The organism is Desmospora activa DSM 45169, assembly GCF_003046315.1.
Classification (GTDB): Bacteria; Bacillota; Bacilli; order Thermoactinomycetales; family DSM-45169; genus Desmospora; species Desmospora activa.
Map to the genome: position 1 here is coordinate 2,591,639 of NZ_PZZP01000001.1, position 15,571 is coordinate 2,607,209.

At 49.3% G+C, this 15,571-nt stretch carries 15 protein-coding genes and 1 pseudogene; 6 read left to right on the forward strand and 10 right to left on the reverse strand.

What is annotated here, in order from left to right:
• Positions 1–202 precede the first annotated feature (202 nt).
• On the reverse strand, positions 203–1,318 hold the full coding sequence (locus tag C8J48_RS12475; RefSeq protein ID WP_107727300.1) for an aminopeptidase: 1,116 nt from the start codon (positions 1,316–1,318) through the stop codon (positions 203–205).
• A 118-nt stretch (positions 1,319–1,436) separates the two neighbouring features.
• On the opposite strand from C8J48_RS12475, the gene C8J48_RS12480 reads away from it, so the two are divergent.
• From C8J48_RS12480 to C8J48_RS12490, 4 genes and pseudogenes are all read left to right on the forward strand, one after another.
• On the forward strand, positions 1,437–1,946 hold the full coding sequence (locus C8J48_RS12480) for a GAF domain-containing protein (protein ID WP_107727302.1): 510 nt from the start codon (positions 1,437–1,439) through the stop codon (positions 1,944–1,946).
• Between the two features lie 271 nt (positions 1,947–2,217).
• Entirely contained in the window at positions 2,218–4,089 is a 1,872-nt protein-coding gene (locus tag C8J48_RS12485; RefSeq protein ID WP_107727304.1) for a S8 family serine peptidase, read from the forward strand.
• 39 nt (positions 4,090–4,128) lie between these two features.
• Positions 4,129–4,329, forward strand: a pseudogene (locus tag C8J48_RS19290) (EamA family transporter); the annotation flags it as partial.
• A complete protein-coding gene (locus C8J48_RS12490; RefSeq protein WP_342748252.1) occupies positions 4,309–4,848 on the forward strand; it encodes a DMT family transporter in 540 nt (179 codons plus the stop codon). The pseudogene C8J48_RS19290 and the gene C8J48_RS12490, both read left to right, overlap by 21 nt.
• 122 nt (positions 4,849–4,970) lie before the next feature.
• On the opposite strand, the gene C8J48_RS12495 is transcribed toward C8J48_RS12490, so the two are convergent.
• From C8J48_RS12495 to C8J48_RS12520, 6 genes are all read right to left on the reverse strand, one after another.
• Entirely contained in the window at positions 4,971–5,384 is a 414-nt protein-coding gene (locus C8J48_RS12495; protein ID WP_107727308.1) for an NUDIX hydrolase, read from the reverse strand.
• Between the two features lie 34 nt (positions 5,385–5,418).
• On the reverse strand, positions 5,419–5,895 hold the full coding sequence (locus C8J48_RS12500) for a PaaI family thioesterase (RefSeq protein ID WP_170105457.1): 477 nt from the start codon (positions 5,893–5,895) through the stop codon (positions 5,419–5,421).
• Between the two features lie 397 nt (positions 5,896–6,292).
• Complete coding sequence (locus C8J48_RS12505; RefSeq protein ID WP_107727313.1) at positions 6,293–7,066, reverse strand: 3-hydroxybutyrate dehydrogenase; 774 nt, start codon at positions 7,064–7,066, stop codon at positions 6,293–6,295.
• A 34-nt stretch (positions 7,067–7,100) separates the two neighbouring features.
• Entirely contained in the window at positions 7,101–8,516 is a 1,416-nt protein-coding gene (locus tag C8J48_RS12510; RefSeq protein ID WP_107727315.1) for a GntP family permease, read from the reverse strand.
• Between the two features lie 474 nt (positions 8,517–8,990).
• Complete coding sequence (locus C8J48_RS12515) at positions 8,991–10,391, reverse strand: sigma-54 interaction domain-containing protein (protein WP_245891144.1); 1,401 nt, start codon at positions 10,389–10,391, stop codon at positions 8,991–8,993.
• Positions 10,392–10,527: 136 nt separating this feature from the next.
• Positions 10,528–11,181: a class I SAM-dependent methyltransferase gene (locus tag C8J48_RS12520; RefSeq protein WP_107727317.1), complete on the reverse strand. Its 654-nt coding sequence runs from the start codon at positions 11,179–11,181 to the stop codon at positions 10,528–10,530.
• Between the two features lie 205 nt (positions 11,182–11,386).
• Here C8J48_RS12520 and C8J48_RS12525 point away from each other — a divergent pair, with 205 nt between their 5' ends.
• Complete coding sequence (locus C8J48_RS12525; protein WP_107727319.1) at positions 11,387–12,292, forward strand: diacylglycerol/lipid kinase family protein; 906 nt, start codon at positions 11,387–11,389, stop codon at positions 12,290–12,292.
• Between the two features lie 141 nt (positions 12,293–12,433).
• Positions 12,434–13,342 (forward strand): metal-dependent hydrolase, encoded by a 909-nt coding sequence (locus C8J48_RS12530; protein ID WP_170105459.1) that lies wholly within the window; start codon positions 12,434–12,436, stop codon positions 13,340–13,342.
• Positions 13,343–13,453: 111 nt separating this feature from the next.
• Here C8J48_RS12530 and arsC read toward each other — a convergent pair whose 3' ends face one another.
• Genes arsC through C8J48_RS12545 form a run of 3 tightly spaced genes read right to left on the reverse strand, consistent with a single transcriptional unit; the run spans position 13,454 to position 15,543 of the window.
• Positions 13,454–13,888, reverse strand: coding sequence for an arsenate reductase (thioredoxin) (gene arsC / locus C8J48_RS12535; RefSeq protein WP_107727324.1), 435 nt, complete (start codon positions 13,886–13,888; stop codon positions 13,454–13,456).
• 23 nt (positions 13,889–13,911) lie between these two features.
• A complete protein-coding gene (locus C8J48_RS12540) occupies positions 13,912–15,204 on the reverse strand; it encodes an arsenic transporter (RefSeq protein ID WP_107727737.1) in 1,293 nt (430 codons plus the stop codon).
• Positions 15,205–15,231: 27 nt separating this feature from the next.
• Positions 15,232–15,543, reverse strand: coding sequence for an ArsR/SmtB family transcription factor (locus tag C8J48_RS12545; RefSeq protein ID WP_107727326.1), 312 nt, complete (start codon positions 15,541–15,543; stop codon positions 15,232–15,234).
• Between the last annotated feature and the right edge of the window lie 28 nt (positions 15,544–15,571).

The following is a 15,571-nucleotide window of genomic DNA, read 5'->3' on the forward strand; positions in this document are numbered from 1 at the left end:
GGAAATACTGGCGTGTTCTCACTGATATTTACTGATTATTGATGGTGATCATGCTCCTGCTTCCCCCACACCGCTACACCGGCAGATAGAGCGGAAAGGATTATTCCAGGATCGTCAGCCATCGACAGCACATCTATACACAAAAAATATCTCGCTGTACCCTTGTGTAAAAGCGGATACAACGAGACATTTGATTTAAACGTTATCCCTTTAAATTCTCTGGGTTGAGAGGTTCCAGATCCGGAACGACAAAACGTCCGTCTTTACGGATCAATTCACCGTCAAAATAGATTTCACCGCCACCGTAATCACTCCGCTGAATATTGACAATATCCCAATGGATGGCGGATTGGTTGCCGTTGTTGCACTCTTGGTAAGCACGTCCCGGCGTAAAATGAAAGCTGCCGTTGATTTTTTCATCAAACAGGGTATCTTTCATCGGATGATTGATATAGGGATTTACTCCTAGGCTGAATTCACCGATATAGCGGGCGCCTTCGTCAGTGTCCAAAATTTGGTTGAGGCGCTCGGTCTGATTGGCGGTCGCCTTAATGATTTTTCCATCTTGAAATTCAAAGCGAATATTTTCAAAGGTCGTTCCTTGGTAAACGCTGGCCGTATTATAAGTGAGCACACCGTTGACGGAGTTGCGAACCGGCGCCGTAAACACTTCGCCGTCGGGGATGTTGTGCTCGCCTGCGCATTTGATGGCGGGCATTCCTTTAATGGAGAAAGTGAGATCAGTTCCCGGCCCCTTAATCCGCACTTGATCGGTTTGTTCAATTCGTTTAGCCAGCGGATCCATCGCTTTATCCATTCGAACATAATCGACGGTACAAACATTGAAAAAGAAATCCTCAAAAGCTTCGGTGCTCATTTGTGCCAACTGCGCCATTGACGGATTAGGATAGCGAAGTACCACCCATTTGGTGTGATTGACGCGCTGGCCGTTAACCACCTCGCCGTAGTGCTCGCTATACAGCTTCATCTTTTCCGCGGAAACATCGGCAAGTTCGTTGACGTTTTCACTGCCACGGATGGCGACATAACAATCCATTGCTTTCATCCGTTCCAAATCGAGCTTGGCGACTCGTTTCATATGTTCCTCGCTGGTATCCAGCAGTTGGGCGCGGAGCAACACACTGTTGTTAAGCTGAACAAAGGGAAAGCCACCCGCTTGATATACCTCCGGCACCAAGGCTCGGGCCAGCTCCGATTTTTCACCGTAAACATCGATTAAAACATTGTCTCCGGATTTTACCTTCATGGAATGCTGCACCAACAATCGGGCCAGCTTATTTATTCGTTGATCGCGCATTTTTTTCTTCTCTCCTCCGCCATATGTATGTATTTCTATTGTATCATGCTCTGCACAATATGCACATTGCCCGATATCGGCTTTGCCTGTACAATGGGTAGTCAAGGAGGAGTTGCCCATGTTTGCCTTAGAATCTGTGGAGGGCGATGCTTCAACTCGCTATGAACACTTGCTGCGGCAAGGTCAAGCGCTGGTTGAGGGAGAGCGGGATTGGCTGGCCAACCTGGCCAACGCTGCTTCATTACTATACCATGCACTGGACCGAGTCAATTGGGCCGGTTTTTATCTAATGAAAAAAGGGGAATTGGTGCTGGGACCGTTTATGGGACTTCCCGCTTGTATCCGTATCCCCGTCGGGAAAGGCGTATGTGGAACCGCTGTACAGGAGCGCGCGACACAGCTGGTGCCGGATGTGCTGAAATTTCCCGGCCATATCGCTTGTGACGCAACCACGCGTTCCGAAATCGTCATCCCCCTGATCGTGGATGGAGACATCATCGGCGTCCTCGATATCGACAGCCCGGAGCCGGAACGGTTTAACGAGGAAGATCGCCAATACTTGGAGCAATTTGCCCAGCTGTTGGTGGAGAGTATCGATTGGTCGCCGGTGAAAAACGCCACCGCTTAAATTTCTTCCCAATCACTGGTGGACATCATCGATGCCTTGGTCATCCGCAAGTGCTATCGATAAGCCCTGTCACCTTTTGGCGTCCTAGCGAAATTCGATACAACCAATATAACGGAAATTCATCAGTCCTCCCACTACCGCAGATGGTAGTGGTTTTTTCGTGCTCTCACTCTTTTAATTTAAGATGTAGCCTGAGAGAAAAGGGCTTCAATCGATTCACGGCGAATACTATTACTCTCACAAAAAATAAAGCCATTAGGGGGAAAGGCGAATGACTGATCGATTGAAGAGAGCACTTGTGTTTCTAGTAGCGTTGGCACTCGCCGTGTCTCCAGGCGTCTTTACCATGGATGCCCGTGCGGCTGCCGGACTGGACACAACCAAACTGGATTCCGCTTTTTCCACTCAGCTAAAGCAGGACAAAGGGAAATACTATGATGTCATCGTCGTTTTTAAGCAAAAGAAAGATGTAAAGCAATTGGATTCCTTCAACCGAGACTACAAAACCTTCCGTGTGCTTCCGATGGCCCGCATGTTACTGAACAAACAGGAAATTGAGGAAGTTACCCGCTGGGACCACGTCCGCTTTGTGGAACCGAATCGAAAACTACAACTGTTTAATGCAGAAGGAAGAGAGATGACCCGCTCGGAGCAAGTGCAGCAAGAACTGGGTTACGATGGTTCTGACATCGAAGTCGCCGTAATCGACACCGGTGCAGACGGCCTCCATCCCGACCTGTCCAATCTGAAATACAACTGGCAAGTGTTCGGTACATTGGGGTTGGCAGGCGATTCCTACATTAGTTCCACTCCGGATGGAATCGATCTTGAGACCCCTTTGCTCGATGCTCACGCGAAAACAGGCGTCTCGATCAACACCGATGAATACGGTCATGGAACTCATGTGATCGGAACCGTCGCCGGCACCGGCGAAGCCTCGGACGGACGCTACAGAGGCATGGCTCCGAAAGCGACTATTCACAGCTACAGTTCAAGTGCTGGCATTTTCCTAATCTTCACACTGGAATCCTATGATCACATCCTGTACCAAAACCAACAGGGTAAAGCCGACATCCGCATCATCAACAACAGCTGGGGATCTTCCGGTTGTGAGTTTAACCCTTTCAATACAACCAATGTCGCCACGCGCATGGCATATGAGCAAGGGATCTTAAGTGTCTTCGCCTATGGAAATGACGGCCCTGACCCCGATACCTGTAACCCTTACACTACGGCTCCTTATGTGTTAAGTGTCGCTGCTACCGAAAAAGATTACAAGCTGGCCGGGTTTTCCTCACGGGGATTGGCAGAGCAAAACCATGATCGGGAAGCGGCACTAAACAATTTGGATGCGTTTTTGGATGCCTCAGAAGAGGAACAGGCCTCATGGGATTATGAGCAAAAGCCCCTTGGAATTTACCGCCCCGGTGTGGCTGCACCCGGTTCCGGCATCGTCTCCGCCCAAAATCCCCTTCATCCGATGACCACCAGCGGAAGCTTATATGGAGCAGCCAGCGGAACATCGATGGCCTCCCCTCATGTCGCTGGTGTGATGACCTTAGTGGCGGATGCATACAAAAAAACCCACGGCAAACATATCCAACCGCTAGATTTGGTCCGGTTGGCGGAAGTAACGGCAAATAAAGAAGTGATGTTTGGTTACCAAGCGTTTGAAGCCGGGGCTGGATTCGTCGATGCCTATGCTTCCGTCCAAAGCGCTGTAGCTAACGACATCCCCACAGCCGTTACAGATGACGATCTGGTTTCGTATGAGCCTCCCACCAACGTCAAAGTAAAAACCCAACCCTACAGTGGAACCGTATTGGCGAATTCCTGGCAAACTGGGATCGGATACGAGGTGCACGGTATCCAAGTCAAAGAGGGCGCTCTCCGCATTTATGCGGAGGTAGAGTGGGCCAATGAACTGGAAAACGTCTATATCAGCTTGTATGCCCCCGGTCTGGATGTTGAAACGGATGAACCGACGGTCTCCAGCGCTGGATTATTGGATACCGGCAACAAACGTTATGTAGAATACCCCTTTCCGGAAGCAGGGGAGTGGCAAGTGCGGATCGATGGCCGCACCAACACCATCACGGATTATACCGGTAAGTTTGAAATCCACACTGCGGAAGAGGAGTGAAGACCACCGGTATTTTCCTTTAACCTAAAAAATACATGGTACATTTATGTAATCTCCTCCATTTTAAACATCATTCTATTTTATATATTTCAAACCATCGGACTAAACTATTTACCCGCGGGACTTTTTGCAACCATTGTTTTCTTTCAACCCGTGTTGCTAGGTATCTGCTCATGGTTGTGGTTAGGAGAAACGATGTTCTTCAAAAAAGCAGTTGGTTTGATTCTTGGCTTTCTCGGAGTCGCTTCCATCTGCTTAAACGGTAGCTCTGGTCAACTTTCCTCAGTTCGGATTTTTCTCGGTTTAATTAGTGCGATTTGCTGGACTTTCGGTACGTTGTATATGAAAAAAACAGCACCACAGGTCGATGCCGTTTGGTTGATTGCTCTTCAATCTGTTATTGGCGGAGTTGTAATATTAGCGACAGGCTCCTCCATTGAACATTGGAACGACATTGTATGGGAGGTGCCGTTTATATCGACTCTGTTGTTTATTTCCGTTTTCTCTACAGCGTTAGGTTGGCTCGTTTTCTTTAAACTTGTCGGTTCGGGCGAAGCCAGTAAAGTAGGCGCATTTACTTTTCTAATACCCCTAATTGCAACCATGACCAGTGTCCTCTTTTTAAGTGAAACGGTAACTTTTCAGCTAATGGTGGGACTTGTTCTGATTATTACTAGCATTGTCCTGGTGAACTCAAAAGCAAAAAAACGCTCGGATAACCGATGCATCCCGCCTCTTCCCAAGGAGCAAGAGGCATAAGAACGGATCCCATTATTTCACCTTTCATTTTTCCAAGTAAAGACAAACCCGTCTCCAATTGCAGCTGAAGACGGGTTTTTATCCTCGGACCGTCCCTCCGGAACGGTCCTTTTTGCCCTATATCACTCCATATAGATCCGGTATGCACGTCGAATCTCTTCTTTCATCCACTCCGGGTAGGGTGACTGGCTCAATTCGGACATACGTGTCCATTGATAGCTTTCATGCTCAGAGCTCAGCCGAATCTGTCCCACCGGTTGGTGACAGGCGAATTTAATGATGATCAAGTGTTTCTCTTCCTGAATGTCATCGTAAATATATGCCGGTCCGATCACTTTCATCTGTAGTCCCGTCTCTTCCAACACCTCACGGTACAACGCTTCCATCAACGGCTCTGAAGGTTCCAGCCCTCCGCCGGGAAAATCCCAGCCATGGGTATCGCGAGCACTTCGTTCCGCTGGTGATTTGCGCAGTACCAACACGCGATCGCCATCAAAAACAATCGCTTTCGCCGCGATCTTATACGGTTTTTTCATATCATCCTCTCCACTTCCTTTGGTGCGAGGATCGTCATCGCTGACTGAAGAATGTTCCGGATGCCCGTGCAATCAGCTTTTCCTGCTCATCCTTTACTTTGGTCTCCATGACGATAATGGTACGCCCTTTTTTAATCAATTGGGTGTTGGCGGTAAGCCACCCTTCTAAGGCCGGTTTCAGGAAGCTGACATTGAGATCCAATGTGACAGAGCGCCGGTCCTGACCCACTTCCTGAAAAACGGTGGAAGCCATCGCCGTATCGATAAAAGTGGTCGTCATTCCCCCGTGAAGGATCTGATAGCGATTTTTTAGTTCATCCGTTACCAACATCCGGTGAACATAAGCATCCTCGTCGGGATTATAACCCAAGGATTGAAAATTCATCATCTCTTCAATATAAGCCATCGGGCTAACCCGCGTTCGCTTCAAGGCTTGCACCAGTTTGTGGATGGTTTCCACTTCATTTGAATTTAAATCCTGTAATTCCTGCCATAAGGCCTCCAATGTCATGCTCCATTCCTCTTTCCGGCACGGTTGATTCGATATCGTAATTGATCCCCTACATACCATATCACAAACCCATTCCTCGGAAAACCGGCGCGACCACAATTGAACCCAGGCGGGTCGATTGTGAAGATCCTCCCTCGTATAGCCACCCACCAATGGGTGAATCGCAAACAATCCGATTCCCCTTGTAAGAATAACCGGAGTGCCCCCGATCAATTCCAAACTTTATGGGTTCGATCTGCTTTTTTCATCGACCTGTTCGTTAAAAAAATGCAAAGACTCTCCACCGACCACAGAATCCCTTCCTAGAGAATAGAATTTCCGGAAGTCCTCAAACACCAATACCCCTTCAGCAAAAGATCTGAAGGGGTATGATCCAACCATCGCTTTTATCTCCTTTTTACCACCCACCGGAGACACCGATGCCCTCTCCGGTGATGGATGCCGCTCCGTCCGATGCCAGAAAAACGGCGGTAGCCGCCACTTCCTCCGGTTGAATAAACCGTTTGAGGGCCTGTTTATGCAACAGATGCTTGTGTAGCGCTTCTTCTTCGCTGATGGACTCCTGCTGGGCCAGCCGCACCAACTGATTGCGAACGAGGGGCGTATCGACCGCTCCCGGCATAATCGCATTTACCGTAATGCCGTCTTCCGCTGTTTCCAGCGCAACCGTCCGCGTCAATCCCACTACACCGTGTTTTGCTGCAATATACGCCGATTTAAACGGGGATGCCGTTCTGCCGTGCACCGAGGCGATATTGATAATCCGCCCCCAGCCCTGCTCTTTCATACCGGGAACAACGTGCTTGGTAACGAGAAAAGGTCCCGTCAACATCACCCCGATCAGGCGATTCCATTGTTCCAGCGGAAAATCCTCCACCCGGTCGATATGTTGCAACCCGGCATTGTTGATTGCCACTTCTACCGGACCCCAAAGCTCCCGGATCTGCTTTACTACCTGGCGCACCGCATCCTCGGAGGATATATCTGCTTGATAACCCTCCACATGACTGGCTCCCGTCACAGCACTAATCTGTACTGCTGCCTGTTGTGCCTCTTCTGCCCGCAGATCGACGATCGCCACCCGATCACCACGCTGGGCAAAGGCTTTCGCCACGTGAAATCCGATCCCCCTGGCTGCTCCCGTTATGAGCACTGTCCGCGCTTGTGTCATCTGCATCATCCTTTGCTAAGAGTTTAAGCGTCGCTTATACCCACCCTGTTACCCAAGCCAGACCGATCATCAACGGAACCGTAAGGGTGCTGATAATGGTGATCATCAAGATGTCCAGATACGATTCTCGATGCGTCAACCCGCAAATCGCCAACAGCGTGATGACCGCACCATTATGCGGCAGGGTATCCATCCCTCCCGCTGACATGGAAGCGATCCGATGCAACAACTCGGGGTTGATTCCCACATTGGTGGCCCAGGACAAATACTGGGCTCCCATCGTATCCAGTGCAATACTCATCCCACCGGAAGCGGAGCCGGTAATTCCCGCCAAAATGTTGATCGACAACGCCTCAGACAAAAGTGGGTTTACATTCATCCCCAGTAAAAAGGCAGCCACCGTTTCAAATCCGGGCATCGTAGCGATCACATTGCCAAATCCCACCTCAGAAGCGGTATTCATAATTGCCAACAACGCCCCAGCTGTACCAGTAGCCAAAATCGCGGGCAGATTGAGGTCTGAACGGTTGCTATCCTCGTTTGAATCAGGGTTATGACGACAGTAGAGCCAGCGCAAGTATACAGTAAACAGAATCCCCAACACCAGGGCCAGAATCAACGACCAGATCCCCAACACTTGATCCAGATTTAAGCCGTCGTATTGTTCCAACAGCGATTGTGGATACCAGTCGGGCAGCACCACATAGGTGAATAGCGCATTACCCGCCAATACCAACCCCAATGGAACCAGGGAAAGCCAAAAGGCAGGCAGCTTTTCGTCTTCTACTACTTTCGGTTCGTTTCGAGTGTGAGGTCCATATCCTTCCCCTTTGGCTATCATCTGCTTTCGACGTCGATTCAGCCACCACAAGCCAACGGCAAAGATGATGATACCGCCGATCGTACCGATGACTGGCGCGGCAAAGGAAGTCGTCCCAAAATAAGCTGTCGGGATAATATTTTGGATCTGCGGACTTCCCGGCAAAGCCACCATGGTAAATGTAAACGCTCCCAATGCAATGGTGGCCGGAATCAACCGCTTTGGGATGTCAGACTCCCGAAACAATGCCGCTGCAAAAGGATAGACGGCAAAAGCGACTACAAACAGACTGACACCGCCATAAGTTAAAATGGCACAGGTGAGTACCACTGCTAAGATCGCCTGATTTTGGCCAAAGGTATCGATCAAGCCCTTGGCGATCGAACGAGCGGCTCCGCTTGCTTCCATCATTTTGCCGAAGACTGCACCCAACAAAAAAATAGGAAAGTACAATTTGATATAGTTCACCATCGTCGGCATAAATACCTCAGTATACGTGGGCAACAGCGGCAACCCGGACATCACCGCCGCCAACAGGGCAAATACCGGTGCAAACAGAATAACGGGATACCCTCGATACGCCATAAAGATCAACAGGCCCAAAGCCAAAAAGATTCCTAACACTTCCATCGTAAACACCCCTTTCCATCGACCTCACCGTGTCTATATTTGCAATTTTCATTCCAAATCCGCGCTGCAAAGTAAAAGACATCCCTGAGCGGATGCCTAGAAATCGAGCGGCTGTCGACCTGGAGTCGCAAATAAATAAAAACGTTACCTGCTGATGTAGGGAGATGAATCGATTTTTTAGCGATATTTTCCGTCCAGAACAATGGACGTTGCATTGAAAACGCCCTTCACCACTCCCACCATTGTTGTTGTCCTTCTATTGTCCAGATTATTGGACTTCAGTCCATAATAATGGACTATGAAAAACTTATGAGGATACGTTCAGTCAAAAAAATGAGCTGTAGTTGCATTCATAGCCATGTGGTCAATCGGACCCATTTTTGCAGTTGTCTCCCTATTACAATTAATGGCGTCAGGGTATCTTTTCTTTCGTAAGTAGGGAGGAGGAATAACCCCCTCACACTACCCTTTACATCATTCCTGATCCATGCCGTATTTCTTCAGCTTTTGATAAAATCCCGAACGGCTGATGCCCAGCAGCTGAATAGCTCGATTGCGGTCGCCCCCGGATAGGGTGAGCGAGTGTCGCAGGGCTTCCCGTTCCGCATGGGCTACGGCATCCTTTAATGAAACGGGACGGTTGGCGGTCCCTTCGCGCCCGCTAAGATGAAGGGGAAGATGGTCCAACTGAATCTCATCCGCTTCCACCAAATGAAGGGCACGCTCCAACACATTCTTCAGCTCACGCACATTGCCAGGCCAATGATAAGCTTGCAACGCTTCCATCGCTTGTGTCGAAATCCCTTTGGCCTTCACCCCAACCTCCGTGGATAGCTTTCTCATCAGTTCCATGCCCAACAGGGGAATATCATCGCTTCGCTCCCGCAGTGGAGGCACTTTTAGCGAAATGACGTTGAGGCGATAATAGAGATCTTCGCGGAATTCCCCGTCCGACACCATTTCTTCCAGGTTGCGATTGGTGGCGGCAATGATACGAACATCTACTTTGACCGCATTCACACTACCGACGGGTTCCACCTCTTTTTCCTGCAATACCCGCAATAGCTTCACCTGCATCGGCAAAGACAGTTCCCCAATCTCATCTAAAAAGATACTACCCCGATGAGCCATTTCAAATTTCCCTTTGCGCCCTCCTTTAACCGCTCCGGTAAAAGCCCCATCCGTGTAACCGAAGAGCAGGGATTCCACCAGATTGTCAGGGATGGCGGCACAATTCAGCTTAACAAAAGGGCCCCGATTGCGGTGGCTCAACCGATGAATCGAATGGGCGAACAATTCCTTGCCCGTCCCACTCTCTCCCGTGATCAAAACGGTGGAATCGGTAAGTGCGGCCCGCTCAGCCCATTTTTTAGCGGTTTGGATCGCTGGACTGGTCCCCGTTATATCCGTTGGTCCATACTTTACCCCCAGATGCTTGATCAACTCTCCCTTGTAGTAATCCAACTCCTGCTTTAACTGCAAAACTCGGGCCGACAGTGCGTGCAGCTCCCGCACATCCTGAAACAGGACTTTTCCCACCACCGCTTTGACGCGTCCCCCTTGTTTGATAGGAATTCGGTGGACCACCATATCCCCTTCTCCAATCCGCTGCACTTGAGCCAGCTCCGCCTTTCCTGTCTTCGCTACGATATGCATCCGGGTGTTTTCTACTACTTCCGTCACATGTTTCCCGATGACATCACCCGCTTTTACCCCTAAAAAGCGTGCGTATGTTTCGTTCAACATACGCACGGTTCCCTGCGGATCGGTTACAACGATCCCTTCGTAAGCGCTTTCAAAAGCAGCCTCCAGCATCGCCTTGGTTTCCCGGCAAATGCGTAACTCCTCCATCATGCTATCCAAATGTGCTTCCATATCATTGCCTCCGCCGCTTTACTCCATAGAGAACTCTTTCGACAGTAGCGGCTTGTCTCCCTTTTTTCATAAGAAAGGGAGACAAGCCGCTTCAGCCTGTGGTTAACGGCAGGAGCAGGCCCCCATTCATCTCCTTTTAACTGGACTGCTTATCCGCTCGCATCAGCCACACATAGCGGTTCAACTGCTGAAATTGAGCCTTCCAGCCCGTATCCGCAAACATCTGCTGCAATGGTTCCAACAGGGGATAATATTCGCGTTCCAAGTCATTCGCCAGCTGCAAAAATCCCTTATCCTTCGCTTCCTGGCGCATTTGGCCACGGATATCCTCATTTTTAAAAACCGTATCGGCAAATACTAAGCGTCCACCCGGCTTTACCGACCGATGGAGAAGTGTCAGCGCTTGACGCTTTTCCTGATCCAGTAAATGGTGAAAGGCATAGGTACTAACCACTCCATCCACCAATCCAATCGTTGAAGGTAATTGTAAAAAATGACCCTCATACAACGCCAAATCCGGCAGTTTTGCAAGAGCCCCCTGTCGCATTTGCGTTGATGGCTCCACTCCGACAACATCTAGCCCCGCTGCAAGCAAAAGCTGACTCAGATTCCCCGTACCCACTCCAATTTCCAATACTTTAGCCCCGGGAGATAGGCCCAGTTCCTGCACAACTTTCTCTAAAATCGCTCGATATCCGGCAAAGACTTCTCGATATTCGGGATGGAGACCGGCTACGGTCCGATCATAATCCTCCGCCCACCGATCAAACAAATCGTTAAATCGCGTCATCCTACACTCTCTCCCTACCGTAGCAAATATCGTTGTGTCAACAGTATACTTACCTCTTTAAACTTGGATACTCTTTTTAGACGGAAGGGGAGAGCAACCTATCCCAGCAACCTTGATAGGTACCCTTATGGGTAAGGTTTTTTCTCCGGGGTAGAATGATTGAAAACAGTCTCTCTACAAACGGATATAAGAAAGGAAACGATGTATGGAATCCGTTGAATTAATCGTCAATCCAAAAGCAGGACAAGGGCGGATGATCCAACAATTGAAATCGATCACGGATCGATTACGGCAGCAGTTTCGCCATGTGGATGTAACCGTCACCAAGCAACCTGGTGACGGAGCCAAACGCGTGTGGAAAGTAGGGGCAGAGCGAGATCTGATCATCGCCGCCGGCGGAGACGGGACGGTGTATGAGGTGGTAAATGCCCTCGCCGCTCTCAATCAGCGCCCCCGTTTCGCCATCCTACCTGGAGGTACCTGCAACGATTTCTCCCGTGCACTCGGAATGGAGCAGGATCCTTTACACGCCGTGGAGCAAATTCTCGCCTACAACGAAAAACAAATTGATGTGGGATACAGCCAACCCGGCGGATATTTTCTCAACTTTTGGGGAATTGGCCTGATCACCCGCATCTCTGATGGCATTGATTCCACTGAAAAGGAACGACTCGGTCGTCTTGCTTACTATATGAGTGCCGCTCAACATCTGCAGGTCACACGCCCGTTTCAACTGGAAGTGAAAGGCACTGAGGTCGCCTTTACCGGCCCGGCGGATATGTTGATTGCAGGCAACGGCTCTTTTGTCGGGGGCGTGCGTGGCTTTTTTCCATATAGCAGACTGGACGATGGCATGATGGATGTGTTAATTATTAAAGAGACTTCTTTCGAAGGGGCTTGGTCAATGTTACTTTCCCATCTCACCAAGGAGTGGCCGGAAAGTGATGATTTTCTCTATTTTCAAACCCCTTCACTCAAAGTAAAAGCCTCCCCCGCTCAGGAAGTGGATTGTGACGGCGAAAAAGGGAGGATGACGCCGACGGAGCTAACCATACTCCCTCGCCATCTCACCGTGTTAATGGGGGAACGAATCGCGACCACCACAAGCTAGACCCCTTTAGCGGCGGGGAGGTCGTAAATTACCACCAACTCGCTTTCACCCATGTCATTTTGAGTCTCGCCTCAATCACTTCATTCCCGGGTTTCGCTTCGCATGGCCTGGATTTGGAGCATTAATAAAGAGATTTTCTACATGGAGAGGGGAAAACAATTGGATACCGTTACCCACGCTTTACTCGGCTATGCCGTTTATGCCGCGACCAAACAGCGGGATTGGAGTAAAAAAGAACGAATCGGATATGCCGCCACCGCCATCGTCGCAAGTGAGCTGCCGGATATCGAGGGTTTTACCGAAGTGATCAGTCAAGAAGCTTACCTTACTTGGCATCGGGCCATCACCCACTCTTATCTCGCTACCCCGGTGCTGGCGCTGCTGACTGTTGGCATCGTCATCTTGTTTAACCGATCGATCCGCTTTAAAACTGCATTTGGCCTCGCTTTACTCGCTCTCGTTGTTCATATCTCCTTTGATTTGTTTAACACCTGGGGAACCGGAATCTGGGAACCACTCAGTTCCGAACGATACTCCCTCGGCTTTTTGCCGATTATTGATGTTGTGATCCTACTCGCTTTTGTCACTGCCTTTCTCCTCCGCCGCCGTTTTGACAGCATCCGTGTGTTTCGAACTTTTTGGGCTGTGATCCTCCTGTATGTAGCGGCTCAGGGGATACAGGGCGCCGCCCTCGCCTCAGAAGTGCGTACACAAGTGTCCAATCCGGATTATGTCACCTTTCAAGCCAGTTTTGTTCCCACTCAGTTTCAATTAGTAGCCCGGGAAGGGGATCGCTTTCTCTACTATCAAGGCAGCCTTTGGACCGGAATTACCCCGCTCGGAGAAGAACAAGACAACCGGAAAGCGCACACTTCCGCAGTAAAAGAAGCATTAAAAGATGGAGAAGTCCAGGCGCTGGTTCGCTTTTTGCCCGATTATGGAGTCAATGTGGAAGAGACCGATGCCGACTGGAAAGTGACCATTTTTGATCCCCGTTTTGGCCGAAATTTTCGGGGGCTATTGACTTCAGAAGTGATCGTTCCAAAATGAGAGACACCAAAGCCACCGCCTTGATGAATGCGGTGGTGATATTATCCCCTCAGGTAAGAGTGTGAAAAAAAACCTATCGGTTCAACTTTTTTTGATGTATGGATTGATGCATCAATTATTTTTGATCTTGGTTTCATCTGCAAACTGACAGATTCGCTCTTCAATCTGATCACGAACCCGCTGGAAAACGGCCCAGACATCCTCTTCTGTCCCCTCCGCCTTCGCCGGATCGTCAAAACCCCAATGCTGACGGTTCACATGAGGCGGAGTCATCGGACACTTGTCATTAGCATCCCCGCATAAAGTGATGGCGTAGTCGGCATTATTTAGGATCCCAGGATCGATGATATCGGAGGTCTGACTAGAAATGTCGATTCCCTTCTCCGCCATCGCCTGCACTGCCTTTGGGTTTAAACCATGTGCCTCGATACCAGCACTGTAAACATTAAAACGATCCCCAAGGATCTGTTTGCCAAATCCTTCCGCCATCTGACTGCGACAAGAGTTGCCGGTACAAAGGAAATAAATCGTTTTTTTCTTATTCATTTCAATCCCTCCATGAATCGATATTAGTAAACCAGCATCAGCCATGCATACAGGCCGAGGAGTGTAATCAGCAGGGTTGGAATCGTCAGCACGATGCCCACCTTAAAGTAATAACCCCAGGTGATCTTCACACGCTTACGAGTGAGGACGTGAAGCCAGAGCAAGGTCGCCAGTGAACCGATCGGAGTGATCTTGGGACCCAAATCGGAACCGATCACGTTCGCGTAAACGAGAGCTTCTCGCATCAGTCCGTCAGTCGTAGTAGCATTGATCGCTAAGGCGTTGATCATCACGGTAGGCATATTATTCATGATGGAAGACAGGATCGCAGCGATAAATCCCATGCCCACGGTCCCTACCAAAATACCTTGATCTGCCGTCCACTGGATCACCCCAGCAAGAGCATTGGTGAGTCCTACGTTCTTCAGTCCGTAAACCACCACGTACATACCGATTGAGAAAACAACGACTGCCCAGGGAGCATCTTTTACTAAATGCTTCGTCCGAATGGCGGGACTGCGCCGAGCTGCTAAAATGAACCAAACAGCCGCTGCACCAGCGATTATAGATACTGGAACTCCCAATGATTCGCTAAAGAGATACCCTGCTAACAGAAAGCCAAGAATTATCCACGAGAAACGAAAAAGACGTAGATCTTTAACAACCTCTATGGGCTTCTGTAGATTTGCAAGATCGTAATCTTTCGGGATACTCTTCCGGAAAAATAGGAATAAAACAAGGAGGCTTGCTCCCAAGGCGAAAAAGTTAGGGATGATCATGCGCGATGCGTACTCCACAAAACCAATCCCAAAGTAGTCAGCGGAGACAATGTTGACGAGGTTGCTCACCACCAGCGGCAACGAAGTAGTATCAGCAATAAAGCCGCTGGCCATCACAAAGGCAAAGATCATTTTCTCTTCAAAGCGAAGTGCTCGCACCATTGCTAACACGATCGGGGTGAGAATCAGGGCGGCCCCGTCGTTGGCAAAGAAAGCCGCCACCGCTGCCCCCAATAAGACGACATAGACAAACATCTTGCGTCCGTTTCCACCAGCAAGGCGGGCCATATGGAGAGCTGCCCATTCAAAGAATCCAATTTCGTCAAGAATCAAGGAGATTAAAATGATTGCTACAAAGGCCAAGGTAGCATTCCAGACGATCCCCGTTACGGTCCAGACATCGTTTAGGCTGACAACCCCGAATAATAAAGCCAGGAGAGCTCCACCAGTTGCTGACCAACCGATGGACAAGCCACGGGGTTGCCAGATGACAAATACCAACGTAATTACAAAAACCGCAAAAGCAATCCAACTCATCACACGATGTCCCTTCTTTGCTGTTTCTTAGTCACAAACTACCTTTCGTACCGTCTTATTTTCTTGTTCTGGATCTGGAAGAGACTCTAAGATGAAATGAAAAAAGGGCCAAGCGCTTCCATCCAAGGAGTAATACACCCACCGTCCTTGGCGGCGTTCTTTCACCAGATGAACACTTTTCAATCTGCGCATATGTTGAGAGACGGTTGGCTGGGAAATACCAAGAAACTCCACCAGTTCACAGACACAGCGCTCCTCCGCTTTCAAAAGTGAAAGGATACGAAGCCGGGTTTTATCACCGAGAGCCTTATAGATCTCTGCAAGTTTATCTATATCCATATCAATCACCTCATTTACATATAAGCAT

Coding starts and splice junctions, on each gene's coding strand:
- C8J48_RS12475 (WP_107727300.1), bottom strand. CDS start 1,318: ATGCGCGATCAACGAATAAATAAGCTGGCCCGATTGTTGGTGCAGCAT.
- C8J48_RS12480 (WP_107727302.1), top strand. CDS start 1,437: ATGTTTGCCTTAGAATCTGTGGAGGGCGATGCTTCAACTCGCTATGAA.
- C8J48_RS12485 (WP_107727304.1), top strand. CDS start 2,218: ATGACTGATCGATTGAAGAGAGCACTTGTGTTTCTAGTAGCGTTGGCA.
- C8J48_RS12495 (WP_107727308.1), bottom strand. CDS start 5,384: ATGAAAAAACCGTATAAGATCGCGGCGAAAGCGATTGTTTTTGATGGC.
- C8J48_RS12500 (WP_170105457.1), bottom strand. CDS start 5,895: ATGACATTGGAGGCCTTATGGCAGGAATTACAGGATTTAAATTCAAAT.
- C8J48_RS12505 (WP_107727313.1), bottom strand. CDS start 7,066: ATGACACAAGCGCGGACAGTGCTCATAACGGGAGCAGCCAGGGGGATC.
- C8J48_RS12510 (WP_107727315.1), bottom strand. CDS start 8,516: ATGGAAGTGTTAGGAATCTTTTTGGCTTTGGGCCTGTTGATCTTTATG.
- C8J48_RS12515 (WP_245891144.1), bottom strand. CDS start 10,391: ATGGAAGCACATTTGGATAGCATGATGGAGGAGTTACGCATTTGCCGG.
- C8J48_RS12520 (WP_107727317.1), bottom strand. CDS start 11,181: ATGACGCGATTTAACGATTTGTTTGATCGGTGGGCGGAGGATTATGAT.
- C8J48_RS12525 (WP_107727319.1), top strand. CDS start 11,387: ATGGAATCCGTTGAATTAATCGTCAATCCAAAAGCAGGACAAGGGCGG.
- C8J48_RS12530 (WP_170105459.1), top strand. CDS start 12,434: ATGGAGAGGGGAAAACAATTGGATACCGTTACCCACGCTTTACTCGGC.
- arsC (WP_107727324.1), bottom strand. CDS start 13,888: ATGAATAAGAAAAAAACGATTTATTTCCTTTGTACCGGCAACTCTTGT.
- C8J48_RS12540 (WP_107727737.1), bottom strand. CDS start 15,204: ATGAGTTGGATTGCTTTTGCGGTTTTTGTAATTACGTTGGTATTTGTC.
- C8J48_RS12545 (WP_107727326.1), bottom strand. CDS start 15,543: ATGGATATAGATAAACTTGCAGAGATCTATAAGGCTCTCGGTGATAAA.